The sequence below is a fragment of the Streptomyces sp. NPDC059874 genome, from assembly GCF_042731135.1.
In the GTDB taxonomy this organism is placed as follows: domain Bacteria; phylum Actinomycetota; class Actinomycetes; order Streptomycetales; family Streptomycetaceae; genus Streptomyces.
Window position 1 is genome coordinate 58302 of sequence record NZ_JBHWJY010000033.1, and the last position, 22322, is coordinate 80623.

General features: G+C 70.6%; 25 protein-coding genes and 1 pseudogene. 14 read left to right on the plus strand and 12 right to left on the minus strand.

Going from position 1 to position 22322, the window contains the following annotated elements; all coding sequences use genetic code 11:
* Positions 1-29: 29 nt before the first annotated feature.
* The 13 genes and pseudogenes from ACFV9H_RS20290 (at position 30) to ACFV9H_RS20350 (ending at position 9946) form a co-directional block, all read left to right on the plus strand.
* Complete coding sequence (locus ACFV9H_RS20290; protein ID WP_385399979.1) at positions 30-626, plus strand: hypothetical protein; 597 nt, start codon at positions 30-32, stop codon at positions 624-626.
* Entirely contained in the window at positions 623-1258 is a 636-nt protein-coding gene (locus ACFV9H_RS20295; RefSeq protein WP_385399982.1) for a DUF6875 domain-containing protein, read from the plus strand. Before ACFV9H_RS20290 ends, ACFV9H_RS20295 begins: the two co-directional genes overlap by 4 nt.
* Before the next feature lie 277 nt (positions 1259-1535).
* On the plus strand, positions 1536-2105 hold the full coding sequence (locus tag ACFV9H_RS20300; RefSeq protein WP_385399985.1) for a hypothetical protein: 570 nt from the start codon (positions 1536-1538) through the stop codon (positions 2103-2105).
* Positions 2106-3052: 947 nt separating this feature from the next.
* Positions 3053-3847: a S1 RNA-binding domain-containing protein gene (locus ACFV9H_RS20305; RefSeq protein ID WP_385399988.1), complete on the plus strand. Its 795-nt coding sequence runs from the start codon at positions 3053-3055 to the stop codon at positions 3845-3847.
* A gap of 42 nt (positions 3848-3889) precedes the next feature.
* Positions 3890-4342, plus strand: coding sequence for a hypothetical protein (locus tag ACFV9H_RS20310; protein ID WP_385399991.1), 453 nt, complete (start codon positions 3890-3892; stop codon positions 4340-4342).
* A 57-nt stretch (positions 4343-4399) separates the two neighbouring features.
* Entirely contained in the window at positions 4400-4912 is a 513-nt protein-coding gene (locus ACFV9H_RS20315; protein ID WP_385399994.1) for a hypothetical protein, read from the plus strand.
* Positions 4913-5004: 92 nt separating this feature from the next.
* Positions 5005-5496 carry a DUF4265 domain-containing protein gene (locus ACFV9H_RS20320; protein ID WP_385399997.1) on the plus strand — a complete coding sequence of 164 codons (492 nt, stop codon included), beginning with the start codon at positions 5005-5007 and terminating at the stop codon, positions 5494-5496.
* Positions 5497-5798: 302 nt separating this feature from the next.
* Positions 5799-6110, plus strand: a pseudogene (locus ACFV9H_RS20325) (HAD family hydrolase); the annotation flags it as partial.
* Between the two features lie 112 nt (positions 6111-6222).
* A complete protein-coding gene (locus tag ACFV9H_RS20330; protein WP_385400000.1) occupies positions 6223-7479 on the plus strand; it encodes a helix-turn-helix domain-containing protein in 1257 nt (418 codons plus the stop codon).
* Positions 7480-7568: 89 nt separating this feature from the next.
* The gene (locus ACFV9H_RS20335) at positions 7569-7742 is read left to right on the plus strand and encodes a hypothetical protein (protein ID WP_385400002.1); all 174 of its coding nucleotides are present in this window, start codon (positions 7569-7571) and stop codon (positions 7740-7742) included.
* Positions 7735-7944: a hypothetical protein gene (locus ACFV9H_RS20340; protein WP_385400005.1), complete on the plus strand. Its 210-nt coding sequence runs from the start codon at positions 7735-7737 to the stop codon at positions 7942-7944. The genes ACFV9H_RS20335 and ACFV9H_RS20340 overlap by 8 nt, the downstream gene beginning before the upstream one ends.
* Before the next feature lie 168 nt (positions 7945-8112).
* Positions 8113-9348 carry a protein-L-isoaspartate O-methyltransferase gene (locus ACFV9H_RS20345; RefSeq protein WP_385400008.1) on the plus strand — a complete coding sequence of 412 codons (1236 nt, stop codon included), beginning with the start codon at positions 8113-8115 and terminating at the stop codon, positions 9346-9348.
* A gap of 67 nt (positions 9349-9415) precedes the next feature.
* Positions 9416-9946 carry a Uma2 family endonuclease gene (locus ACFV9H_RS20350; RefSeq protein ID WP_385400011.1) on the plus strand — a complete coding sequence of 177 codons (531 nt, stop codon included), beginning with the start codon at positions 9416-9418 and terminating at the stop codon, positions 9944-9946.
* Here ACFV9H_RS20350 and ACFV9H_RS20355 read toward each other — a convergent pair.
* The 12 genes from ACFV9H_RS20355 to ACFV9H_RS20410 all read right to left on the minus strand — a co-directional run bounded on the left by ACFV9H_RS20355 (position 9943) and on the right by ACFV9H_RS20410 (position 21169).
* A complete protein-coding gene (locus tag ACFV9H_RS20355; protein ID WP_385400014.1) occupies positions 9943-10788 on the minus strand; it encodes an alpha/beta hydrolase in 846 nt (281 codons plus the stop codon). The two genes, ACFV9H_RS20350 and ACFV9H_RS20355, sit on opposite strands and share 4 nt — an antisense overlap.
* Positions 10785-11507 (minus strand): indole-3-glycerol-phosphate synthase, encoded by a 723-nt coding sequence (locus tag ACFV9H_RS20360; RefSeq protein ID WP_385400017.1) that lies wholly within the window; start codon positions 11505-11507, stop codon positions 10785-10787. Before ACFV9H_RS20360 ends, ACFV9H_RS20355 begins: the two co-directional genes overlap by 4 nt.
* Positions 11504-12250, minus strand: a complete 747-nt coding sequence (locus ACFV9H_RS20365) for an N-(5'-phosphoribosyl)anthranilate isomerase (RefSeq protein ID WP_385400020.1) — start codon at positions 12248-12250, stop codon at positions 11504-11506. The genes ACFV9H_RS20360 and ACFV9H_RS20365 overlap by 4 nt, the downstream gene beginning before the upstream one ends.
* Positions 12247-13392, minus strand: coding sequence for an acyl-CoA dehydrogenase family protein (locus ACFV9H_RS20370; RefSeq protein ID WP_385400023.1), 1146 nt, complete (start codon positions 13390-13392; stop codon positions 12247-12249). The genes ACFV9H_RS20365 and ACFV9H_RS20370 overlap by 4 nt, the downstream gene beginning before the upstream one ends.
* A gap of 64 nt (positions 13393-13456) precedes the next feature.
* Entirely contained in the window at positions 13457-13831 is a 375-nt protein-coding gene (locus ACFV9H_RS20375; protein WP_360869686.1) for an ectoine synthase, read from the minus strand.
* A 121-nt stretch (positions 13832-13952) separates the two neighbouring features.
* Positions 13953-14891 carry a tryptophan synthase subunit alpha gene (gene trpA, locus ACFV9H_RS20380; RefSeq protein ID WP_385400026.1) on the minus strand — a complete coding sequence of 313 codons (939 nt, stop codon included), beginning with the start codon at positions 14889-14891 and terminating at the stop codon, positions 13953-13955.
* A 10-nt stretch (positions 14892-14901) separates the two neighbouring features.
* On the minus strand, positions 14902-15948 hold the full coding sequence (locus tag ACFV9H_RS20385) for a hypothetical protein (protein WP_385400029.1): 1047 nt from the start codon (positions 15946-15948) through the stop codon (positions 14902-14904).
* A gap of 47 nt (positions 15949-15995) precedes the next feature.
* The gene (locus ACFV9H_RS20390; RefSeq protein ID WP_365178104.1) at positions 15996-16253 is read right to left on the minus strand and encodes a phosphopantetheine-binding protein; all 258 of its coding nucleotides are present in this window, start codon (positions 16251-16253) and stop codon (positions 15996-15998) included.
* Positions 16250-17812: an AMP-binding protein gene (locus ACFV9H_RS20395; protein WP_385400032.1), complete on the minus strand. Its 1563-nt coding sequence runs from the start codon at positions 17810-17812 to the stop codon at positions 16250-16252. The genes ACFV9H_RS20390 and ACFV9H_RS20395 overlap by 4 nt, the downstream gene beginning before the upstream one ends.
* Complete coding sequence (locus ACFV9H_RS20400) at positions 17809-18666, minus strand: MaoC/PaaZ C-terminal domain-containing protein (protein ID WP_385400035.1); 858 nt, start codon at positions 18664-18666, stop codon at positions 17809-17811. The genes ACFV9H_RS20395 and ACFV9H_RS20400 overlap by 4 nt, the downstream gene beginning before the upstream one ends.
* Complete coding sequence (locus tag ACFV9H_RS20405; RefSeq protein ID WP_385400038.1) at positions 18663-19916, minus strand: beta-ketoacyl-[acyl-carrier-protein] synthase family protein; 1254 nt, start codon at positions 19914-19916, stop codon at positions 18663-18665. Before ACFV9H_RS20405 ends, ACFV9H_RS20400 begins: the two co-directional genes overlap by 4 nt.
* Positions 19917-19957: 41 nt before the next feature.
* The gene (locus ACFV9H_RS20410; RefSeq protein WP_385400041.1) at positions 19958-21169 is read right to left on the minus strand and encodes an aminotransferase class I/II-fold pyridoxal phosphate-dependent enzyme; all 1212 of its coding nucleotides are present in this window, start codon (positions 21167-21169) and stop codon (positions 19958-19960) included.
* Positions 21170-21365: 196 nt separating this feature from the next.
* On the opposite strand from ACFV9H_RS20410, the gene ACFV9H_RS20415 reads away from it, so the two are divergent.
* Complete coding sequence (locus ACFV9H_RS20415; protein ID WP_385400043.1) at positions 21366-22265, plus strand: BTAD domain-containing putative transcriptional regulator; 900 nt, start codon at positions 21366-21368, stop codon at positions 22263-22265.
* Positions 22266-22322: the final 57 nt, after the last annotated feature.

The window sequence follows — 22322 nt, forward strand, 5'->3', positions numbered from 1 at the left end:
TCCCATCCCTTCCCACCGGAGGCCGTGCCTTGTCCCCGACCACTTCCACCTCCCCGCAACTGAGCCGATCGCAGATCACCCACCTGTCCGCCCTCCTGGCCTCCTCCTTCCACGACGACGGCCTGACCCGCTGGATGATCCCCGACGAGCGGCTGCGATCCGAGCTCCTGCCCGGGTTCTTCCGCGTGTTCGTCGAGCTGTCCGCCGCGTACGACGGGGTGCTCACCACCCCGGACGGCGACGCGGTGCTGCTCTTCCTGCCGCCGGGCGCCGAGCCCGACGAGGAAGCCCTGGACGCGGCCTTCGCCGAGGCCCTGGGCGAGCACGTGGACGCCTTGCGTACCATCGCCCACCTCCAGGCCGAACGCCATCCGCACGGCCCGCCGCACTACTACGTCTCCTTCGGCGCGGTCCGCGCCGACCGCCAGCAGTCCGGCCTGATCTCCGGCCTCCTGGGCGAAGTCCTCACCCGCGCCGACGCCGAAGGCGTCGCCGTCTACGCGGAGGCCAGCTCCCCGGGCGGCGAGGCCGCGACCCGCCGCGCCGGCTTCGAGCGCCTGGGCGGCGACATCCCCCTCCCCAAGTCCGGCCCCACACTCCGACCGATGTGGAGGGACCCCCGATGAGGGGCGACGACCTGATCCAGTCCTGGACCGCGGGCCAGATCGCCCGCGGCGAGGTGCCCGCCGACGCGATCGGCCCGCTCCTCCAAGTCCTCATGTGGAGCCGGGACTTCCTGGTCTCCAGCCACCCCGAACTGGGCCGCACCGGCCCCGTGTGCCCGTACACCCAGCCCTCGCTGCGCAAGGAACTCTTTCACCTGGCCCTCCCCTCGGCCGACTGCGAGGACCTCAGCCAGGCGGTCGACTCCCTCCGCACCCGCCACGCGACCCTCTCCGAGCCCCTCTCCCCGGAGGACCGCGAACTCCTCACGATCCTCCTGGTCCTCCCGACCTTCGACCCGACGGACTCGGTGGAGCTGGACGAACTCCAGCGCAAGGCGAAGGACGAGTTCGTGGCGGAGGGCCTGATGATCGGCCAGTTCCACCCGGTGTGCGAGGAGCCGGGCCTCTACAACGAGTCCTTCCGCCCCCTGCGCGCCCCGCTGCCCCTCCTCGCGGTCCGCAAGCTCCTGGTCTTCGACCTCCCGTTCCTGGTGGGCGACGACTCCCACATGGACCACTACCTCCAACGCTTCGCCCCGGCCATCCCGTCCCGCATCCGCGACCAACTGGTGAGCCGGGTGGTCGCCGCCTGACGGTTCCGTCCAAGGGCGAGTAGCCCCACCGCTACGGCTCCGGCCCCGGAAGCGAAACGCATCCGGGGCCGGACTTCGCGGATCCCGCGCTCGCGGAGAACGGTCGGTGCAGCTCGATGGCAGATCAATGGCCCTCAATTGCCTGATAAGTTCAGGTCATACGAGAGCACTGGCGTTCGGCCCATCCTCCCTCCGTGAAGACACCCGGAAGCGGAAGCCGTACGGGGATTCCGGCCGGACGCCGCTCCCCTGCCCGCGCCGATCGTGAAAGCCCACCATGACCACTCCCCCGCCGAACCCCTACTCCGGCGCCCCCGTTCTCCCCAACCCGTACGCCGGCGCTCATCCCACGCAGAACCCGTACGCACAGCCGCCCGCCCCGGGCCACCCGCCCATGCCGCAGCACCAGCAGTACGCGGCCCCGTACCCTCACCCCCACGCTCAAGCGCCCGCGCCCGGATGCCGCAACTGCGGGGCCCCGGAGGCGGCGAACATCGCGGTCCGCGCCCACGTGGGCGTGCTGATCATGATGCGCTTCCACACCCTCAAAGGCCCCTTCTGCCGCCAGTGCGGCCGGTCGTTGGTGCGCACCATGACCACGAAGACGCTGTTCCAGGGCTGGTGGAGCCCCCTCTCCCTGGTGGTCTTCACGCCCTTCACGCTGCTCTGGAACCTGATCGCCTCGATCAAGTTCGGCAAGCTCCCGCCCTCCGAGCCGGCACCGGGCCGCCAGCCCCTGGATGAGGGCCCGCCGGTGTACGCCCGGCCGCTCGCCTATGTGGCGATCGTGCCGCTGCTGTGGGCCACCTGGGTCGTGGCCAACGTGATCGCCGACCTCACTGCCTGAGCCGTTACCCGTTCCACAACCGGCGAGGAGCAACGCGCCCCGCTGCGACGACCGAGGCCCGCGACCACGAGGTCGCGGGCCTCGGCACTCAATGTCTTGTGGGCACGATCCGCGTCGATCCGACCTGCGCGCGCCGCCATCCGGCCGGTTCGGCTCTCACCGCCCTGGCCCCGCCCCCACCGGACCCGCCCCACGCCGAGAGCCCTGGGTCGCCCACCAAGGCGCGCGACTCCCGCGTACGGCCTGAACTCCCGCCCAGGCCCCCGCCTCACCAAGAGCGACGCGCAACCCCTTCCCCACCTGGACGACCTCAGCCACAGAACGTGCACCCCGACGAAGCCCGAGCGCGGTCACCGGCAGTTCGGAGTTCGCGCAACCACCCACCGAGATCAGCCACGCTGCGCATTTCAAAGCCCGCCACTGGGCCCGCAAGCCGCCAACGGCGGACGCGAACCCAGTGGGGGACCGACGGGCCCCCGGGCCCGGCGGGCCCACACCCTGGCGCGCACACCCACACCACGCCGAAGCCGACTGCCCGTGCCCGCCCCTGGCTCACTGCCAGCCGTTTCGGGCCGCACCCAGGACATCTGAACAGTACAAACGGCGGGCTAAGGAGTGGGGGTTGAGGTCGATGCGACGGCGCGCGTACTTACCTCTTAAGAGCGCGACCAACCCAAACCCCGGATGACCTCGGGAGATAGGCCGATCGACTGTAACCCCAGGGTTACAGTCTGACGCCCTAGGGTGACAGTCTCGGGCTCCTCGGCAGCTGTGACTGCTCGCGATAGTTGTCACTTCACAGCGAGAGATGTCACCAAGATCGTCCAGAGAAGCCCTGCCATGCGTGAGCCGTGGCGCCAGTTGGAACCTGGTCACGAGAGTTGGAACCAGTGCAGCCGGCGCCGACTAGGCTCACCTCCATGTCGGAGCCAGCCCCTGACCCTCGCATGCAGTCCTTGATCAACCAGCTCCGGCCTGGGGCCGTGAGAACGGTGAAGGTCACCGGGTTCGACGGAGCGGACGTCCTGGTGCAGCTCGTAGATGCCGAAGGGGAGGAAGCCGAGATCGCTCGGATTCCTCGACATGAGGCGTCGATGCGCCGGATGGAGCATCCATCCGAGCTGTTTGAGGTAGGCCAGGAGATCAATGCCGAAGAGATCGGGCGTTGGCACGAAGGTCAGCTTCACCTCTCCGCCAGGGCCTGCGAGATTCCGACCCTGCGGTCCTTTCTCCTTGCGTTTGAACGAGGGCAGGTCGTGGCTGGGACGGTCTCCGCGGTTCACAACTTCGGGGTCTTCGTTCACGTCGATGGCGAACCGGACGGCCTCTGCACCGGCTTCATCCGGGTGCCGGACCTGACGTGGGGCTGGATCAACCACCCCTCCGAGGCAGTCGAAGCCGGCCAGCGGATCACCGCTGAGGTGATCATTGCCGAGACGCGCTCCGGACAGGTCACGCTTTCGTTGAAGGCTCTGCAGGAAGATCCGCTCATTCGGTTTGCGGATCAGGTCGGCCAGGTCCTCACCGGACCGATCACCAAGATCGTTCCTTTTGGCGTGTTCGTGCAGCTTGCTCCCGACGTTGTGGGGTTCCTTCACCTCTCAGAGCTGACTGACGAGCCGGTCGAGACGCCGGATCGGCTTGTCGATGAAGGTGAGCTGATCACGGTGAAGGTCGCCGAGGTCGACCTTCAGCGTCACCGGGTGCGGTTGGGTGCCGCTGGCGGAGCCGACAGAACCTAAATGTGGGTGCCGAGCCCTGGGCCGGTCGGGCAAGATCCGGGCATGTCTACCGACATCAGCGGAATGATCGAGTGCCGGCCAGGGGCCCGCCTCTGGGGTCCCGACGACGAGGACTCCGTGTGGGAAGCCGCGATCGATCTCTTCCTGCTCAACCGGGGCAACGCCTACGACGGCCTCGCCTGTCTCTTCGGAGTCCGCAACTCCTTCGGCTTCCGGCCCGTGGCGGAAGGCCGTGGCTTCCCGGACGATGCGTCGGTGGGGCTGAGGAGCGAGTACGCAGCCTATGGGGGACCCGGTGACGCATTCGGAACGACATGGGTCACCTGGGCTGACGTCACCGCCGTCGATTGGCAAGAAACAGACAGCTCCGGCACCCGAAGCCGGGCCGCTGCCGCAGGTGACGGGAGCGACTGGGGCCGAGTATGGAGCGTCATGGGCACGCTCAGCGAAGTCCACGGGGCGGAGAACGTGCGGCTCGTCGTGTGGTTCCACTGACCACGCAGCAACCAGCATCTCTACCTCTCCGTCCGGGATCGGCCCAGAATGCTGCCCATGGCCGATGGAGAGCGCAACGAGGCAGAAGTACCCACATTCCTGTCGTCTGCAGCCGAGGTGGCTCGGCTGCTGGACCTCGGCACCGCGGCTAGCGTGCCGGAAGACCAACGCGCGCGGCACCTGGCGCATGCAGCGCGCAAGCCACTACTCGAACGCGCGAGTCTGCCCGAAGAATTCTTCGCTCCGCTGATGGCCGCGGCCGTCTACGACCCCGACCCGAGCTTCTGCCGCTGGTTCGTCGAGCCGACGGTCTACATATTCGGACGCCGCCGGGTCATGGCGACACTGCTCAACTACCTACTGACGGGCACGGACGCCGAACAGGCGGGCGCCAAACGGGCCTGGTACTGCGCCCACGTGCCGCTCCACGCGGACAGGTCGCCGGCATACACGCCTGCCGGACGTCGCGATCCCGCCCTGGATGAAGTCCGCGACCTGGTGGACAAGTGGCTGGAGTACGCAGCCGTACCGGCCGCAGCGACGCCTGATCCCGCGCACGGAGTTACCTGATGGTCAGCCCTGGCCCGTTCGATCGAGCCCCTGACCGTGCCTCTGGACGGCGGCGGCATCATTACTGCGAAGCCGATCAGGGAGGGGATCACATGCCGGTGTTCATCGTCCACGATGAGCCAGTCGGTCGGGCCCAGCGCAACTACATCGCCCACGCGGATCTGGCGCCGTTCGGGCTGGATGGCCAGATGGAACAGCTCTGGCTGAAACCCCTCAATTACGGCGCCTTCTCCATCGCCTGCATCCCGTTCTGCACGTATGGACTGGCTCTCGGAGACCACGTGGTCCTCTCGGAGAATGACCAGGTCGGTGAGGTTGTGGGACTCTCGCAGCACCGTGTCCTGCGCATGCTCCTCATGCCCAGCCCGGACCCCGAGCGGGTGGCTGAAGCAACCACTCGGATCAAGAACGAAATCGACGCCGCCGGTCTGCTGAGCGAGTGGAACGGAGACCGTCACGTCGCGGTCGATGTCCCTCCGCAGGCGAATCCTTCGAGGTTGTTCGCGGTGATGGAGCGCGAGGTGGCCGAAGCCGGCGCGTTCTGGGAGTGGGCTGACGCTATGCCCTTCTCTTCCCACCACTGATCCGGCGCAGACCTGGACCATTCAGGGGTGGGCGATAGTTCGCCACGAGCTTTGGGGTGGCTGCTTGTTCATGGACGAGGACGATCCGAAGAGGCAGCGACATCGAACGGGCGTGTCGAAGCGTCGAGGCGAGCGCTCTCGCGAACTCGGTCAGCTGTCCCAGTGCTCGGAGAACCGGGGAGAGCATCTCCAGTGCCGCGTCGCTGCTGTCGGCACTGAGGATCGAGTCCGCGATGGCGGAGCATGCGGCGAATGCCAGGGGGTCTGGTGCCGGGTCGGTGAGAGCGCGTGAGAAGTGCTTCTTCACGAAAGACGTCGACCTCATCGGCACCTCGGACGACTGGGGGGCCAGCAAGCCCGACCCGGAGTTCTTCGTCCGCGTCGCCGCCGTCGTACCGTTCGCCAACGACGAGATCCTCTACGTGGGCGACCGCGTCGACAATGACCTGCGCCCCGGCGCCGCAGCGGGCATGCACACCGCGCTCGTCCACCGTGGCCCATGGGCCACGATCCAGTGGAACAGCGAAGAGGCCCGGACCCTCCCGACGTTCCGCGTGGAGAACCTGGAAGAGCTGGCAAGCCGGATCGCCGAGTTCAATTCGCGAGAGCGCTGACCACCGGCTGGCCACCCCCGCCTGGGGCGCTTTCGTGCGTTCTGGATCACACTAAAGTGGCCCTGCCCCATACCCTGTTCAGTGTCGAGCTGCACAGAGAAGGGGCAAGGCCGTGTCATCTGATGCTACCCCCGACCCGTACGACAACCCCGTCGCGTTCGGGCAACGTGTCCAGATCTACCGCAACCGCCGAGGCATGACGCGCGAGCAACTGGCCGACCTTCTCGGCCACCACGCGTCGTGGGTCAAGAAGATCGAGACCGGCACGATGAAAATGCCGCGTCTGTCGGAGATTCTTCGCATCGCCGAAGCCCTCCGCGTCCGCCGCCTGAACGACCTCGTGGGGGACGTAGACGCCGAACCACACACCGATCTCTTCATGGGGCCCGGCCACGACAGGCTGCCCGCCGTGCGCACCGCTCTGACCACTTTCCCCACCCGGACAGATCGCCCCGCACCCTCAACGGCGTACCTACGGGCCGCGCTGGATTCCGCGTGGAGTGCTCGCCACGGAGCACCCAATCACCGCAAGGTCATCGGAGATCTGCTGCCCGGGCTGATCCGGGACGCCCAGCTTGCGGTACGGCAAGCGAACACGTCTGCCGACCGCCGGGCTGCCCAGGCGCTCCAGGCGGAGGTGTACTTCCTCGCGCAGTTCTTCGTCGCCTACCAGCCAGACCCGTCGCTGCTGTGGCGCGTGTCCGAGCGCGGCATGACCGCCGCTCAGGAGTCTGAGGACCCACACGCGATCGGCGTCGCCGCTTGGTTGTCCGCCCAGGCTCACCGTGACTCCGGCCCCGGGCACTACGACGAGGCCGACAACGTCGTGTCGGAGGCTCTGAGGCGCCTGGAACCCGGACTTTCACAGGCGCCGCTGGACGTACAGGCGGTCGTCGGGGCCTTGAAGTTCGAGGCCGGATTTACCGCAGCCAAACGCCGCGACAGCGGCATGGCCTGGGGCTGGTGGGACCGCGCGGACCACGTCGCGCAGCAGCTGCCAGGGGGCTATTTCCACCGAGTCACCAGTTTCGGCCGGGCCGTCATGGCGGCACATGGCGTGACCGTCGCGGTCGAGCTGCGGTCCGGCGGTGAGTCGGTTCGCCAGGCGAACCGGGCAGAAGCCGCGTCGATTCCGTCCCGTCCTCGGCGGGCGAGGCACCGGATCGAGCAGGCTCGCGCCTATCACTTGGACGGCCAGCAGGAGACCGCGCTGACGACACTGGAGCAAGCGCACGCGGCGGCGCCGGAGACAGTTCGCTACAACGGCTACGCGAAGCGGATCCTCCTGGAGGAGGCTTCATCCAGGCTGCCGGAACGTCGGCAGCGGGCCAGCCAGTTGGCTGTGGAAATCGGCCTGTTGGCCGCGTGAACGAGGGGGCCCAAACCGGGCCTCTTCTTCCCGTTAAGCACCCCTACCGTCGTCCTAACGACCCGCTGACGACGGTAGGGAGTGCCCCCGTGGCCAACCGCACGATTCGTAGCTGCGCCCGTGGCGTGCTCTGCATCGACACCCCGGACGACCCGAGCCTGGGTCTGACGCCAGTGCCCGAGCCCAGCCCGGACCTTCTCGACCGTGCCAGGGTCGGCTGGGAACGGTTCATCGGAGCCGACGCGGACCCCGCTGATGCCTGAGCGGTACGAGTATCTGCCGCACCGCCTGCTGCGCCGTCGCGTCCGCGATATCGCGTCCGGCGCCGAGGGCGAACTGATGGCCGTGATCCACGAGAACGTGTCGGACTCGGTCGTCCACGAACGCTGGGTGGAGCTGGCTTACATCCGCGCCAAGTCCGGCCGCGAGTTCTCGACGCTCGTCGACAACATCGAGCCGGCCTGATGAGCGAGCACACCCGACAAGCCCTGTACGTCGTGATCGTGCTCGGCCTCCTGCCCGCGATCGTCATCGGCGTTCACCGGCTCCCGCCCCCACCGGGCGGGCATCCTGCACACCAAAGCGATGGGAGAACCTGATGGGCAAGCACGCCGGACCCCCGCAGGACAAGCCGTGGACACCTCCCTCCCAGCCCTCCAGCCCGGACGGGAGCCGCCCGTCGCCCCAACCCTCGACGCCCTCGACCCCTCCCTCGTCCCCGCAGCCGGGGAAGAAGTGAACCGGGCGATCTGCCGCGAGACCCTCCTGACCACAGGGTTACTGCGTGAGCCCTGGCTGGCACCGGCCTTCGACACGGTCGACAGGGAAGCCTTCGTCCCGCAGGCCGTATGGCTCCCCGTGCGGGACGACGAAGGTCTCTGGACGTTCGTCGACCGCGACGAGGAGCCCGAGGTGTGGCGCCGCGCGGTGTGGAACCCGCACCAGTCGGTGGTCACCCAGCTGGACGACGGCGACACCACACCGGGGCCAAGCGCGGGCGACTTCACGTCTTCCGTGTCCGCCCTCGACATCGTCATGCGCAAGCTCCAACACCTGGACCTGAAGTCTCGGTCCCGCGTGCTGGAGATCGGCTACGGCTCCGGCTATCACACCGCCCTGCTGTGCGAGCGCGCCTGCTCGGAGCGGGTGGTGGCCGTCGAAGTCGACGAGGAGATCGCGCGCGCGGGCGCCTCCAACCTCAAGGCCGCCGGCTACGACCCAGAACTGATCGTCGGGGATGGTCTCCAAGGCGCCCCCGACGGGGAACCGTTCGACCGGATCATCAACACGGCTTCCCTTCGGCACATCCCGTACACCTGGGTCGAGCAGTCCAGGCGGAGCGGGTTGATCCTTACCCCGTTCGGAACGGCGTACAGCAACGCGGGGCTCCTGCGGCTCCGTGTGGACAGCGGGGGCACGAAGGCACAGGGCTGGTTCGTCGGCGAGTCCTCGTACATGTGGATCCGCTCCGAGCGGCCGACCGTCGACCTCCACGTCCCGGAGGAGTCGACCATCCGGAGGTCACCGATCGACCCGGCGCAGGTTCTGGGTGGCGGCCACCTCCAGGACTTCGCCATCGGCCTTCAGGTCCCGGACGTCTCCTACTCGCACCGCGGGGAAGGCGATGCCCGACAGGGCCAGTTCGTCGACGAGTCCGGCACGTCCGCCACGATCGTCCGCTACGGCGACTGGTGGGAGGAGGACGCGGTCCGTTCGTGGGGACCGCGCGACCTGTGGGCGGAGGTGACGGCGGCCTACACGTGGTACGAGCTCCGGGGCCGTCCCCACATCACCCGCTTCGGCATCACAGTCGACGGGGCCGGCCAGTACGCGTGGCTCGATGAACCCCACCGGCTCGTAGGCTCCTGACCCCGTCCGAGTGACGGCGGGGCCTACCACCGGGCCCCGCCCCTGCCGGAGAGCTACCGTCACGCCCATGGCCGCCGACCCCGAGCGCGCGTTGAAGTACGCCATCCAGCACATGGCCGACGACCACGTCGAGGGAATCGAAGGGCACATCGTGCGCCAGTCTCGGCCCTGGGGTGACGAGGCGTCGGCTGCCGTGGTGAGACAGGTCCTCCGGGACCGGGTCGGTGAGCTGGGTTGCTTCATGGGGTCGGGAGATCTCGACCTGCCCGGGTCGCCGAACTGGTACGTCCCCGACATCGCCGTCGTACCGAAGGAGCCGGCGAAGGGCGGTGGGGCCCTGTTGCCCGACCAGACACTGCTCATCGTCGAAGTGACCTCGGAGTCGAACGCGGAGACCGATCGGGTCGTCAAGCGCAGGCGGTACGCCGAGTACGGCGCACCGCTCTACCTCCTCGTCGACCGGGTCGAAGGCACCGTCACGCTCTTCTCCGAGCCCGGGCGGCTCGGGTACACCCGGACCGAGGGGCCGCACCCCTTCGGGACGGCCCTGCGGCTGCCCGAGCCGTTCGGGATCGAGCTCGACACCTCGGAGCTCTAGGCCCGCCCGGCCGGCAGGCACTCCTCCAGGAACGTCAGCACCCGCAGGTGGTACGCCGCGGCCGCGTGGCCGAGGGTGATGTTGTGGCCCGCCGCCGGGAGGTGTTCCAGGGTCACGCGCGGGGACGAGGTGAGGCGGGAGGCCATCGCCGTCAGGGTGGCGGCGTCCAGGTCCCACCAGGCCTCGTGTTCCGCGAAGGTGAGGCGGACCGGGATGCGGACGCGCGAGGCGAGTTCCTCGTACTGGCCGGGCCAGCGCAGGGTTTCCGCCGACTCCCGGGGCGGGGTCGGGGAGAGCAGGGCGCGGCTCGCCTGGAAGGTGCCGCGCGGGTACAGCGGCAGGGGGCCCCAGTTGAGCTTGGTGGCGCCGCCGCCGAGGGTGGACGGGAAGTGCAGGGCCTCGGGGTTGTAGCGGTAGCCGACGCCCGAGGCGTCCAGGCCGAGCAGGGGCAGGGCGCCGTCCGTGGCCGCCGTGTGGAGGGCGACCTTGCCGCCGTCCGAATGGCCCAGGAGGAAGACCCCGGCGCCGATGTCGTACCCGGCGGCGTGCTCCTTGAGGGCCGCGTGGAGGGTCTCCGCCTGCTCGGCCAGGCGCTGGCCCTCGGGGAGCAGGTTCGCCGAGTCCCCGTAGCCGGGCCGGTCGACCGCCAGGACCGCGTGGCCCAGGCTGGTGGCGAGGGGGATGAAGGAGTTCCAGTACGCCGCCCGCATGCCCCGGCCGTGGATGGCCAGGATCGTGGAGCGGGGCGGTGCGCCGCCGTCCGGCAGGGCGAGGATCGCCGACAGCGGGATGCCCGCCGCGTTCAGGGTGTACGGGCGTACGCCGCCCAGCAGAGTGGTCATCGGACCGCCAGCTCCTTCCGGGCCGCGGCCATCGCGTCCACCCAGGCCGAGGGGGATCCGGTGCGCAGCAGCGAGGTGCCCACCAGCAGGCCTCCGAAGCCGGCGTCGAGGAGTTCGGCGGCGGTCTCCGGGCCGTCGATGCCGCTGGCGCTCACCGGGCAGGCGGTGCCGAGCGCGCGGACAGCCGGGAGGAGGTCCAGGGAGCGGCCGAGGTCGCCGGCGCCGCGCTCGCGCGTCTTGATGTCCTTGTTGTTGACCGCGATCACGCACTCCTCGGGGTGGTGGACCGCTTCGAGTTCGGACTCCGCGGTGACCTCCACGAAGGGGGTGAGGCCGGTCAGCAGGCATTCCGTGACCAGCGTGCGCATGCTCGACGCGGGGAGCAGCGCCGCCGTCAGCAGTACCGCGGACGCCCCGAGTTCCTTCGCCGTGCGGATCTGGTCCTTCCTGGTGATGAAGTCCTTCTGGAGGAGCGGGAGGTCGGTCAGCGCCGCCACGTCCCGCAGCAGCGCCGGTGAGCCGCCGAACCAGCGGCCCGTCACGACGGAGATGCAGGGCGCGCCCGCGATCTCGTACGCCCCCACGATCGCGGCCGGGGTGCGGCCGCCGACCAGGTCGTAGCCGTGGGCGTCGCGCCGCTTCACCTCCATCACCACTGGGGTCGGGGAGGCCTGGAGGGCCTCGAGAAAAGGGAAGCCGGTCCGGTTCTGCTTCGTCATCGCGAGAGCTCCAGTCGGGGGTCGTCGGGGACGGGGGCGATGTGGGCGCCCGTGCGCCAGGCGCGGGCCAGGGCGGCGATCTCCGGGACGCCGAAGCGGCCGGTCGTCAGGTCGCGCGCCGCGGTGTCCACGTCGATGCCGCGGAAACCGGTGTGGTGCACGACGTCCTCGTAGGCGGGGCGGTTGGCCGGGGACAGGCCGCCGGCCAGCAGGAACGGCTTGGTCAGCCGGGGCAGCAGGGCGGTGAGGCGGGCCGGGTCGAGGGTGCGTCCGGTGCTGCCGATCCGGCCGTCCCCGGTGGCGGTGTCGAGGAGGAAGAGGTCGGTGCCGGCCCGTTCGTACGCGCCGATCAGCGGGCGTTCCACACAGCCCCCGCCCTCGTCGACGTGCAGCACCTTGACGATGCCGGTCTCGGCGGGCAGTGCCTCGCGCAGGGCCCGTACGACGGCCGGCGGTTGGTAGGCGTGGAGCTGGACCCAGCCGACTCCGGTGCGCCGGACGATCTCGGCCAGCGCGGCGGAGTCGGCCAGGAACGTCACCAGCACCGGCAGGAGGCCGGCCGAACGGGCCGCCGCCGCGAGGGTGGCGAGCCCGTCCGGGTCCAGTTCCGACGGGCCGCCGGGTACGCCGTGCCAAAGCCCGACGCAGTCCGCCCCGGCGGCCGCCGCCGCCTCGATGTCCTGCGGGACCGTGGCCCCGCAGACCTTCAGCAGCGTCTGGGACAGGGGGCGCGTGGTGCTCACTTGCCCAGTCCCAGGGTGGAGGCGATGCGGTTGTACTGGATCTCGTTCGAGCCGGAGTAGATGGTGCCGCCGACGGCGTTGCGCACTTCCTGCTCCAGGCCGAACTCCGACATGTAGCCGTGGCCGCCGAAGATCTGCACGGCGCTGAGGCTGCCGGCCAGGTTGGCCTCGCTGGTGACGAGCTTGGCGATGGCGAGGTCCTGGGTGACGTTCTCGCCGGCCTGCAGCTTCTCGCCCGTGTCGTAGAGCCACTTGCGGGCGGTCTCCAGCTGGATCTTCATGTCGACGATCTTGTTGGCGATCGTCTGGTACGAACCGATCGCCTTTCCGAACGACTTACGCGTCTTCGCGTATTCGACACACCGCTCCAGCCGGTGCTGCATCTCGCCCACGTTGACGATGAAGGAGAAGAGGATCTCCCGCTTCATCACGTGGTCCATGACCATGAACCCGCCGCCCACCCTGCCGAGCACCGCGCTCTTCGGGACCCGTACGTCGTCGAAGAACAGCTCGCTGATCGGCGAGGTCCGCAGACCCATCTTCTTCATGGGCTTGCCGGCCGTGATTCCCGGGGTCTTGCGGTCGATCAGGAACGCCGTCGTGCCGAGCGGGCCGCCGTCCGGGTGGGTCCGGGCGTAGAGCACGATCAGGTCGGCGACCGGTCCGTTGCTGACGAAGCACTTGCTGCCGTTGATGACGAAGTCGTCCCCGTCACGGATGGCCCTGGTGGTCATCGCCATGGCGTCCGAGCCGCCCTCGGCCTCGGTGATGGCGTGGGCGCCGATCGCCTCGCCCGAGCAGATCAGGGGCAGGTAGCGCTCCTTCTGCTCGACGGTGCCGAACTGCTGGAGCGGGATTCCGGTGGAGCAGATGGACGTGGTGACCGAGAAGCTGAGGCCCGAGTCGCGGTTGTACTCGCCGAGGCCTTCCAGCACGTGCATGGTGGTGAGGATCGACTGCCCGAGGCCTCCGTGGTCCTCGTCGAAGGGCAGTGAGAGGATCCCGGTCTTCTGGACGAGCTTCCACTTGTCCTCCGAGAAGGCGGACTGCTCGTCGAGTTCGATGTGGTCTGCGCTGAGTGCGTCTCCCCACCGCTCCAGGCTGTCGCGCAGCTCGGCCTGGTCGGCGTTCCAACGGATCACGACGGACCCCTTTGTTTCGGTGGTGGTTCGGATGAGTGGCGCTTCGGGTGGGCGCCGTTGCGCCTCAGTAGGCGGAGGAGGTGTGCGCGTCGAGGCTGTGGACCTCGTCGCCGCGCAGGGCCGGCGAGAAGACGCAGACCAGGCGCAGGTCCTCGTGCGGGCTGGCGACGAGGTAGTGGGCGTCGTGCTGGTCGAGGGCGTACATCCGGCCCGGGACGATCTCGTGCGAGGTGCCGTCGAGCTCGATGACCTCGCCGGAGCCCTCGATGCAGTAGCAGGCCTCCAGGTGGTTGACGTACTCCAGGCGGGACTTGGTGCCGGCCAGCACGGTGGTGTCGGTGAGCGAGTAGCCCAGGCCGTCCTCGGCGAGGAGGAAGCGGCGGCTGAGGCCGTTGCCCCACTCGACGGTCTTCACGGACTCGATGTCACGAACGATCATGGCGATCTCCCGGTGTGAGGGTGGTGCACGGATGTTCCGGATGAGGGGTGGAGCTCTCTTCTGGTGGTCGAGAAGGCCAGTGAGGCCAGTGAGGCCAATGCGGTCAGTGCGGTCAGTGCGGTCAGTGCGGTTCTTCGGGCAGGACCGAGCGGACGAACTCGCGGAAGGCCTCGGTCACATCGCGACCGGCTTCCTGCGCCCGCTCCACGGCCGCCACAGCGGCGGAGCCGATGATCGCGGCGTCGGCGCCGGCGGCCCCGACGGCCTCGACGTCCTGCCGTGTGCTGACCCCGAAGCCGACGGCGATCGGGGAGTTCGTGTGCGCCCGGAGCCCGGTGACCGTCCGCGCCAGCGCGGCGTGGCCGGCGGCGGGTGCGGTCCCGCTGCGTCCGTAGTGGGCGACGAGGTAGAGGTAGGCGGAGGCGTGTGCGGCGGCCAGGGCCTGCGTCTCCGGCTCGCTCTTGGCGTAGCAGGTGGTGACGACGGGGATGCCCGCCGCCGCCGCGGACTCCAGGTGTGCGGCGCGCAGCCGCGGCGGCAGCGCGTGCACCAGCAGTCCGTCCGCTCCCGACGCGGCGATCTCGCGGGTGGCGGTGGCCAGGTCCCGGTGCTTGAGGGAGTGGCTCCAGTCGGCGAGCAGGGCGATCCGCAGGTGGGCCAGGTGCGGCCGTACGTCCGCGATGAAGGCGAGTACGTCGTCCAGTTCGGCCCCGCCGCGGTCCAGGGCCCGGCGCGCGGAGCGCCGGACGACCGGGCCGTCGGTGACCGAGTCGGGGAACGGGACGGCCAGTTCCAGGCAGTCCACGCCCTCCTCGTCGAGCATCAGGACCAGGTCCCGCAGGACCGGCAGGGGCGGGTCGCCCGCGTTGAGGAAGAGCGCCAGTCCGGGCGCCCCGCCGGGGGTGCGGCGGGCGAAGAAGGGGGCGGGGGCGGGTGCCGTAGCCGCCTGCGCGGCCTGGGCGGCGGTCGGCCCCGTGACCCGGGCGGGGGCCGTCGTCGGCGTCACGGTCGAGGCGGAGTCCGTCCCCGCCGTGATGGTGCCGGTCGTCGTCCCTGTCACCGCCGGAGGCCTAGGCACGGGCCACCGCCAGGGTGCGCGGGGCCGGGGCGGTGGCCGCGAGGCGCTGCGCCAGGTCGTGGGCGGCGCCGGAGCGGACCGCCTCCTCGGCGAGCGAGACCGCGGAGGGCCAGTCCCGGCGGGTGCCGGCGGCCACCACCAGGGCGGCCGCACCGAGGCAGACCGTCCGGGTGGCCACCCGGCCCGCCGTGCCGGAGAGGACGGAGAGGAAGTGTTCGACCGCTCCGGCCGGGTCGGCGGCCGGTCGCAGGTCGCCGAAGGAGCCGTCGCCGGGGGTGAGTTCGCCCGGCCGGATGATCCGGGTCAGGAAGTGGTCCCCGTGGACGGTGTTGGTCGCGAAGGGGAGCAGCTCGTCCGCGCCGGTGTCGTTGGTGGTGAGCCAGATGCGACGGGTGGTGGTGGTCGCGGCGAGCTCCCGCAGGGTCTCGAGCGGTGCGGCCGCCGAGACCCCGGTGACCTGGGCGGCCACCGGCAGGTCGGCGAGGAAGGGGCCCAGGGCGTTCAGGAACCGGCCGAAGGGCTTCATGCTCAGCGGGGCCACGGTCCGGGCCAGCCGGGTCAGCTGCGCCGGGTAGACGAAGGGCCCGGCGAAGGCGATCCCGTACGTGGCGAGGGTGTCCTCGGTCTGGGCGTAGGAGGAGGTGAGGCGGACACCGAGCCGTTCCAGCAGGTCGACGGAGCCGAGCGAGCTGGTGTAGGCGCGGGAGCCGGTTTTGACGACCTTGACCCCGGCTGCCGCGGCGACGAACGCCGAGGCGGTGGAGATGTTGAACGTCTTGGGCCCGCCGCCGGTGCCGACGACGTTCACGGTGCCTTCCCAGGGGGTGGTCACCGGGCCCGCCGGCCGGCGCTCGGCGAGCGAGTCCAGCAGGTGGCGCAGGGTCTGGTGGTCGGGGAGCCGGCTGCTCAGGGAGGCCAGCAGGGCGAGCACCTCGGCCTTGTCGAGGCTGCCCGCGCCCAGCTGGTCCCACCAGGACCGCCAGGTCTCGCGGCCGACGGGAGCCTGCTGCTCCAGCAGGCCTGTGAGTGCGTCGTGCACGGTCGGTCTCCGTCTCGTCTCCGTCGGGGGTGCCTTGGGTGGTTGGCCTAGGCGGCGGCCGTGCTGCGGGCCTGGGTGATGAAGGTGTCGATCGACTCGACGCTGCGGAAGTTGTTGGGGTCCAGGTCCTCGTCGCCGATGGCGAGTTCGAAGCGGTCCTCGACCCAGGCGATCAGCTTGAGGACGCCCAGGCTGTCGATGACCCCGTCGTTGAGCAGGTCGTGGTCGACCGCGAGCTCGGCGGCCGGGGTGCCCGGGAGGAACTCGGTGATGACGAAGTTCTTGATGGTGTCGACGTTGCTCATGACGGGATTCCTTCGGCGAGAGGTGTGGCTACGGGTGTGGTGGTGAGGCTCAGCTGGTCGAGCCGGTCGAGCGCCTTGCGGTCGACCTTTCCGGTGGCCGTCTTCGGCAACGGCACGTCGGTGACCGTGAGCTGGTGGGGCACGGCGGCCCTGGGCAGGTGCCGGGCGCAGTGCGTGCGCAGTTGCAGGCCGGTCAGGGTGGAGCCGGGGGCGCGCTGGACGCCGGCGACGAGTCGCTTGCCCGCGATCGGGTCGGGCAGGGCGGCGACGCCCGCCTCCAGGACCTCGGGGTGTTCCTGCAGGACCCGTTCGATCTCGGCGGTGTTGACGGCGACTCCGCGCACCTTGACCTGGAAGTCGGTGCGTCCGGTCAGGTGCAGGGTGCCGGCACCGTCGCGCCGTACGAGGTCTCCGGTGCGGAACCAGCGGCGGTCGTCGAGGCCGAGCGGGTGGTCGGTGAACTTGTCGGCGTGCCGGGTCCGGTCGAGGTAGCCGCGGGTCTGGAAGGGGGTGGAGACGAACAGTTCTCCGCTGCCGGGGCCTTCGACGGGGGTGAGGGTGTCGGGGTCGAGGACGAGGGCGCGCACGCCGGGCAGCGGGCGACCGATGGGTACGGGCGGGAAGGAGGTGACCGATGTGTCGACCTCGTGGATGAAGCTGTCGTTGGTCTCCGTGCAGCCGTAGATGTTGTGGATGCGGGCCTTGGGGAAGAGGGCGGGCAGGGCGGCGAAGGTGCGGTCGGGAATGGCGTCACCGGTGAACATCACGTGCTCGACGCCGGGGAAGATGTCGCCGGTCTTGGCGGCGGCGTCCTGGAGGAGCCCGAAGGCCATCGGTACGGCCTGCACCACCTGCACTCCGTGGCGCTGGACCAGGTCGCTCAGGTGGCGGCCGTGGGCGGCCAGTGCCGGGTCGACGAGGACGACGCGGCCGCCGCGGGCGAGGGTGGTCCAGACGTCGAGGAGGCAGAGGTCGAAGTTGAGGGGGGCGTAGTTGAGGACGGTCCGGTCGGGGCCGATCTCGAAGGCGTTGCCGGCCCACCGGGTGAACCGGTCCACGGCGTCCAGGCCGATCGGGACGATCTTCGGCAGGCTGGTGGAGCCGGAGGTGGTGAGCATGAGGGCCACGTCGGCGGCCTCGTCGGCCGGCAGCGGCTGGGCGGCGACGTCCGGGTTGGGTGTGACCCGGGCGGTCTGGCCGCCGGGGGCGAGGACGTGGGCGCAGCCGGCCTGGGCGAAGAGATCGGCGAGCAGGGTGTCGGCGAGGGCGGGGGAGGGGAGCAGCAGCGGCCGGCGGGCCAGCAGGCATCCGAGGACGAGGGCCACGGCGCCGGGGGACTTGTCGGCGAGGACGCCGACCGGGACTCCGGGGGCGAGTTCGAGCCGGGCGAGCCGGTCCCGTTCCTGTCCGGCGAGTTCGTACAGCTCCCGGTAGCTGGTCTCGTCCCCGTTGAAGACGAGCGCGGTGGCGTGGGGGCGGTCGCGGACCTGGGTCAGGAATCCGCCGAGGAGGCCGAGTTCGACGACCGGGGCGGCCGGAATTCCGGGAGTCGTGGTCACGGCAGCTCACCCGCCTCCGCCGCGGCCGGCCGGTCGAGCTCGATCCAGCCGCTCTTGACGGCCGCGCCCTTCGGCGTCTTGCAGGTGAAGCGGACGACGCGGGCCTCGGCGTCCGGCTGCAGGGTGATCTCCAGCGGGATGCCGGGCGGCACGGGGGCCGAGAATCGGCAGCCGAGGCCGCGCACCTTGGCGGAGTCGCCGCCCGCGAAGCGGTCCACGGCCTCCTCCACCGCGAGGGCGACGACGCTCATGCCGTGCGCGATGACGGTGTCGAAGCCGGCCCCCCGGGCCGCGTCCTCGTCGAGGTGGATGGGGTTCAGGTCGCCGGAGGCGTGGGCGTACGTACTGATCCAGTCGGTGGTCAGCTCGTGCACCGCGCTCTGCGCCTCGCCCGCCCCGAGCGGGGTCGGGGCGGCGGGGCCGCCCGCGATGTCGCCGAACGGCTCCAGCAGGGTCGCGCCCACCAGCAGGGCGGAGATGACCAGTTCCGCGAAGGGTTCCGGGCCGTCCTCGCCGGTGAGCCGGACCCGCAGCGCGATCCGGGCGCCGCGCGGCTCCTTTCGTATGCCGAGCACGTCGAGTCGTACGGTCACCTCCTCGCCGGGCCGGACCGGGCGGGCGGTGCGGATGTCCTGGCCGAGGTGGACCACGGACACCGGGCCGGGCTCGGCCTCGGTCAGCGCGGCGACGGTCTGCTCGGCCACCGTGTGGGCGAGGACGAAGGTGTGGACGGGCGAGGCCTGGCCGGGGCGGGCAGTGGGGAGCCCGCGCCGTGCGGCGCCTCGGTAGTCGGTGATCTCGGGCTCGGTGACGGTGAGCGTACGGACCGGGGAGGGCAGCGACAGGAGCGTCATACCGGCGTCACCACCACTGAGGAGTTGTGCCCGCCGAACCCGAAGGAGTTCGTGATCGCGGGTCCCGAGGGCACGGCGCGGGGTGCGCCGTGGACGACGTCGATGTCCATTCCTGGCTCCAGCTGTTCGTGGTTGGCGGTGGGCGGCACCTCGCAGTGCCGCATGGCCTGCACGGTGGCGATGAGTTCGACGGCGCCGGCGGCGCCGATGAGGTGGCCGATGACGGACTTGGGGGCGGTGACGGGCGGCTGGGCGGTGCCGAACACCTTCCGCAGGGCCGCCGCCTCGGACCGGTCGTTGTGCGGGGTCGAGGTGCCGTGCGCGTTGACGTGCACGATGTCGGAGGGGTCGAGGCCGGCGTCGGCGATGGCGCCCTCCATGGCGGCCGCGGCTCCGGCGCCGTCGGGCAGCGGCATCGCGAGGTGGTGGGCGTCGGCGGTGGCGGCGTACCCGGCGACCAGCCCGTACGTCTTCGCGCCGCGGGCCGTGGCGTCCTCCAGCCGTTCCAGTACGACGAACCCGGCGCCCTCGCCCATCACGAAGCCGTCGCGGTCCTTGTCGAAGGGGCGCGAGGCGCGCTCCGGGTCGTCGTTGCGGAAGGAGACCGCGTTGAGGTTGCCGAAGCCGGCCAGCGTGACCGGGGTGAGGGTGTGCTCGGCGCCGCCGGCGATGACGAGGTCGGCGCGGCCGGTCTGCAGGAGCATCAGGGCGTGTCCGATGGCGTCGGCGCCGCTGGCGCAGGTGTTGGCCACGGTGAGGGCGGGGCCGGTCCAGCCGAGCCGGATGGCGATGTGCGCGGCGGCCGCGTTGGGCATCGTCATCAGCGGCATCAGCGGGTTGACCTTGGCCGGGCCGCCTTCGGTGAAGTGGGCGGATTCCAGGTCGCTGGTGGCGCGGCCGCCGACGGCGTTGCCGACGACGATGGCGGTGCGGCCGGCTGCGGCGGTGGGCGATCCCGCGTCGCGGTGGGCGGCGAGGGCCGCGGCCGTGCCGTAGTGGGCGAAGGGGTCCATCCGGCGGGCTTCCTTGGCCGGGACGAGCCCGGCGAGCCCGTCGAGTCCGCGAACCCGGCAGCCGATCCGGACCCGGTGCCGGCTGAGGTCGAAGTGGGTGAGCTCGGCGGCGGTGGACCGGCCGGCCCGCAGCGTCTGCCACAGCTCGTCCGGGGTGCACCCGCCGGGGGTGACCACGCCCATGCCGGTGATGGCTACGGGCGGCCGCGCCGAACTGCCCCTGGACGGTCCAGGCATGTCTGCTCCCTAAGGCGTGTGAGCGGTCGTCGTGAGGGCGGTCAGATGATCCGGCACTCGCGCGCCGACTTGATGAAGGCCTCCGCGGCGAAGTCGAGGTCGGCCTCGGTGTGGGCGGCGGTGATGGCGATGCGCAGCCGGGCCAGGTCGTTGGGGACGGCCGGGGTGACCACGGGGAGACCGATGACGCCGTTCTTGCGGGCGACGGTCGCGAGGTCGTAGGCGGCGTGGTCGGAGCCGGCGATGACGGGGACGACGGCGGTCTCGCTGTCGACGGTGCTGATGCCGGCCTCGTTGAGGGTGTCGCGGAAGCGCGCGGACTGCTTCTGGATGAACTCCACCCGCCACGGCTCGCGCTGCAGGATCCGCAGGGATTCCAGGGCCGCGCCGGTCTGGGCGCCGCCGAGGGCCGCGGAGAAGAGGAAGGGGCGGGCGGCGTAGCGCAGGTGGTGGATGAACTCGGCGGACCCGGCGACCCAGCCGCCCATGGAGGGGATGGCCTTGGAGAGGGTGCCGAGCTTGACGTCGACCTTCACCTCGTGGTTGAAGTGCTCCTCGATGCCCTTGCCGGTGGCGCCGATGACGCCGAGCGCGTGGGCCTCGTCGACCATCAGCAGCGCGTTGTGGGCGTCGCAGACCTTGCGCAGGTCGACCAGGGGGGCGATGTCGCCGTCCATGGAGTAGACGCTGTCGACGATGACCAGGCGGACACCGGTGTCGGGGGCGGCCGCGAGGCGGCGCTCCAGGTGGGCGACGTCGTTGTGGCGGAAGCGGGTGACGGTGGCGCCGGAGAGCTTGCAGCCGTCGACGATGCTCGCGTGGTCGTACTTGTCGATGAAGACGGTGTCGCCGGGACCGACGATCGCGCCGACGGTGCCGGTGTTCGCGGCGTAGCCGGAGCCGAAGACCAGGGCCTTCTCGCGGCCGGCCACCTTGGCGACCTCCGCCTCCAGTTCCTCGTGCAGGGGGGTCGTGCCGGCCAGGGCCCGCACGCCGTGGTTTCCGGTGCCGTAGAGGTCGACGGCGGCCTTGGCGGCCGCGACGACGCGCTCGTCGCCGGCGAGCCCGAGGTAGGAGTAGCCGGACATCATCAGCAGCCGGCGGCCGTCCTGGTCGGCGTACGCGGAGTCCCGCTCGGCCGTGTAGGCGACGAAGCTGTTCTTCCGATTGGGCTCGTATTCCAGCGACCGGACGCGGTCACGGAAATACGCCAGCTTCGGCTCCAAGCGCTTCCAGGCAGCGGATGCGTTCACGTGCTTCTCCTCGTCGCGATCGTCCGGCGGACCCGGAACTCCATCGACGCTCCGCCGTTTTTCCGGCGGGGCTCTAGTGGAATTCCATTAAGGCTCGTGGGGCGCAAGAGCGACGCAAGAGCGGACCGCCGCTATTCTCTGAATCGCACGACCTTGGGGGACTCGGCCGGATGACGACCGTTTCGGAGAGTGCATAGTGCTGATCAGACTCGTAGGCCTTGTCACGATCGAGCCGGACGGAGCACCGCCACAACACCTGTCGAGCGCCCAGGCCCAAGTGGCGTTCGCCCGGCTGCTCATGGAGCGGGCCGGGGGCACGGACCGTGACCAACTGGCCGAAACCATCTGGCCCGAGGGTCTGCCCGACACGTGGGCGTCCGCACTGCGCAGCCTGGTGAGCCGGGTGCGCACCTTCGTCACGACGCCCCAGGACCAGCCGGGGGTCACCCCTCTCGTCGCGCAGGGCGGCCGTTACATCCTGCGGCTTCCTCAGGACGCGGCCGTGGACGTGGAGTGCGCGGAAGTGGCCGTGACCGAGGCCGCCGAGGCCTACGCGACGGGCGCCTACGCGGTCGCCCAGCAGCTCGCGGCCGGCGCGGTGTCGAACCTGCGCGGCTCGTTCCTGCCCTCGCACGAGGGCGAATGGGTCGACGCGATGCGCGAACAGCTCGAAGAACTCCGCCTGCGGGCACTGGAGATGGCGAGCCTGTCCTCCTCCGCCCTGGGCGACGAGCACCACTCCCTGCGCTACGCGGAGGAGGCCGTGCGCCGGGCCCCGTTCCGGGAGAGCGCATACCGCTGCCGGATGGCGGCCCACTCCCGGGCCGGCAACCGCGCCGAGGCGCTGCGGAGCTACCAGCAGTTGCGGGAGGTGCTGGCGGAGGAGCTCGGCATAGACCCCGCGCCGGAGACGGAGGCCGCCTACCTGGAGTTGCTGCGCACCCCGGAGCCCCGGCCGGCGCAGCGCACCTGCACCTGCCTGGACCCGGTGCTGATGGGGGTCTTCGAGGTGGACCACCGTGCGTCCGGGCCCCGTTCCTCCCCGGCCGGCCACGGCTGCGTCACGCACCGGGTGGCGTCCTCCCCCGCCGCCTGATCCGCCTGTAGCTCATCAGGACGTACGAAGAAGGCCGCCGCCGCGGGATTCCCGCTG

Bases quoted from the DNA above. Each gene is read 5' to 3' on its own strand.
- ACFV9H_RS20305 (WP_385399988.1), top strand. From the start codon at position 3,053: ATGCAGTCCTTGATCAACCAGCTCCGGCCTGGGGCCGTGAGAACGGTG.
- ACFV9H_RS20390 (WP_365178104.1), bottom strand. From the start codon at position 16,253: ATGAGCAACGTCGACACCATCAAGAACTTCGTCATCACCGAGTTCCTC.
- ACFV9H_RS20300 (WP_385399985.1), top strand. From the start codon at position 1,536: ATGACCACTCCCCCGCCGAACCCCTACTCCGGCGCCCCCGTTCTCCCC.
- ACFV9H_RS20340 (WP_385400005.1), top strand. From the start codon at position 7,735: ATGCCTGAGCGGTACGAGTATCTGCCGCACCGCCTGCTGCGCCGTCGC.
- ACFV9H_RS20310 (WP_385399991.1), top strand. From the start codon at position 3,890: ATGTCTACCGACATCAGCGGAATGATCGAGTGCCGGCCAGGGGCCCGC.
- ACFV9H_RS20295 (WP_385399982.1), top strand. From the start codon at position 623: ATGAGGGGCGACGACCTGATCCAGTCCTGGACCGCGGGCCAGATCGCC.
- ACFV9H_RS20360 (WP_385400017.1), bottom strand. From the start codon at position 11,507: ATGACGAAGCAGAACCGGACCGGCTTCCCTTTTCTCGAGGCCCTCCAG.
- ACFV9H_RS20315 (WP_385399994.1), top strand. From the start codon at position 4,400: ATGGCCGATGGAGAGCGCAACGAGGCAGAAGTACCCACATTCCTGTCG.
- ACFV9H_RS20350 (WP_385400011.1), top strand. From the start codon at position 9,416: ATGGCCGCCGACCCCGAGCGCGCGTTGAAGTACGCCATCCAGCACATG.
- ACFV9H_RS20400 (WP_385400035.1), bottom strand. From the start codon at position 18,666: ATGACGCTCCTGTCGCTGCCCTCCCCGGTCCGTACGCTCACCGTCACC.
- ACFV9H_RS20320 (WP_385399997.1), top strand. From the start codon at position 5,005: ATGCCGGTGTTCATCGTCCACGATGAGCCAGTCGGTCGGGCCCAGCGC.
- ACFV9H_RS20355 (WP_385400014.1), bottom strand. From the start codon at position 10,788: ATGACCACTCTGCTGGGCGGCGTACGCCCGTACACCCTGAACGCGGCG.
- ACFV9H_RS20405 (WP_385400038.1), bottom strand. From the start codon at position 19,916: ATGCCTGGACCGTCCAGGGGCAGTTCGGCGCGGCCGCCCGTAGCCATC.
- ACFV9H_RS20375 (WP_360869686.1), bottom strand. From the start codon at position 13,831: ATGATCGTTCGTGACATCGAGTCCGTGAAGACCGTCGAGTGGGGCAAC.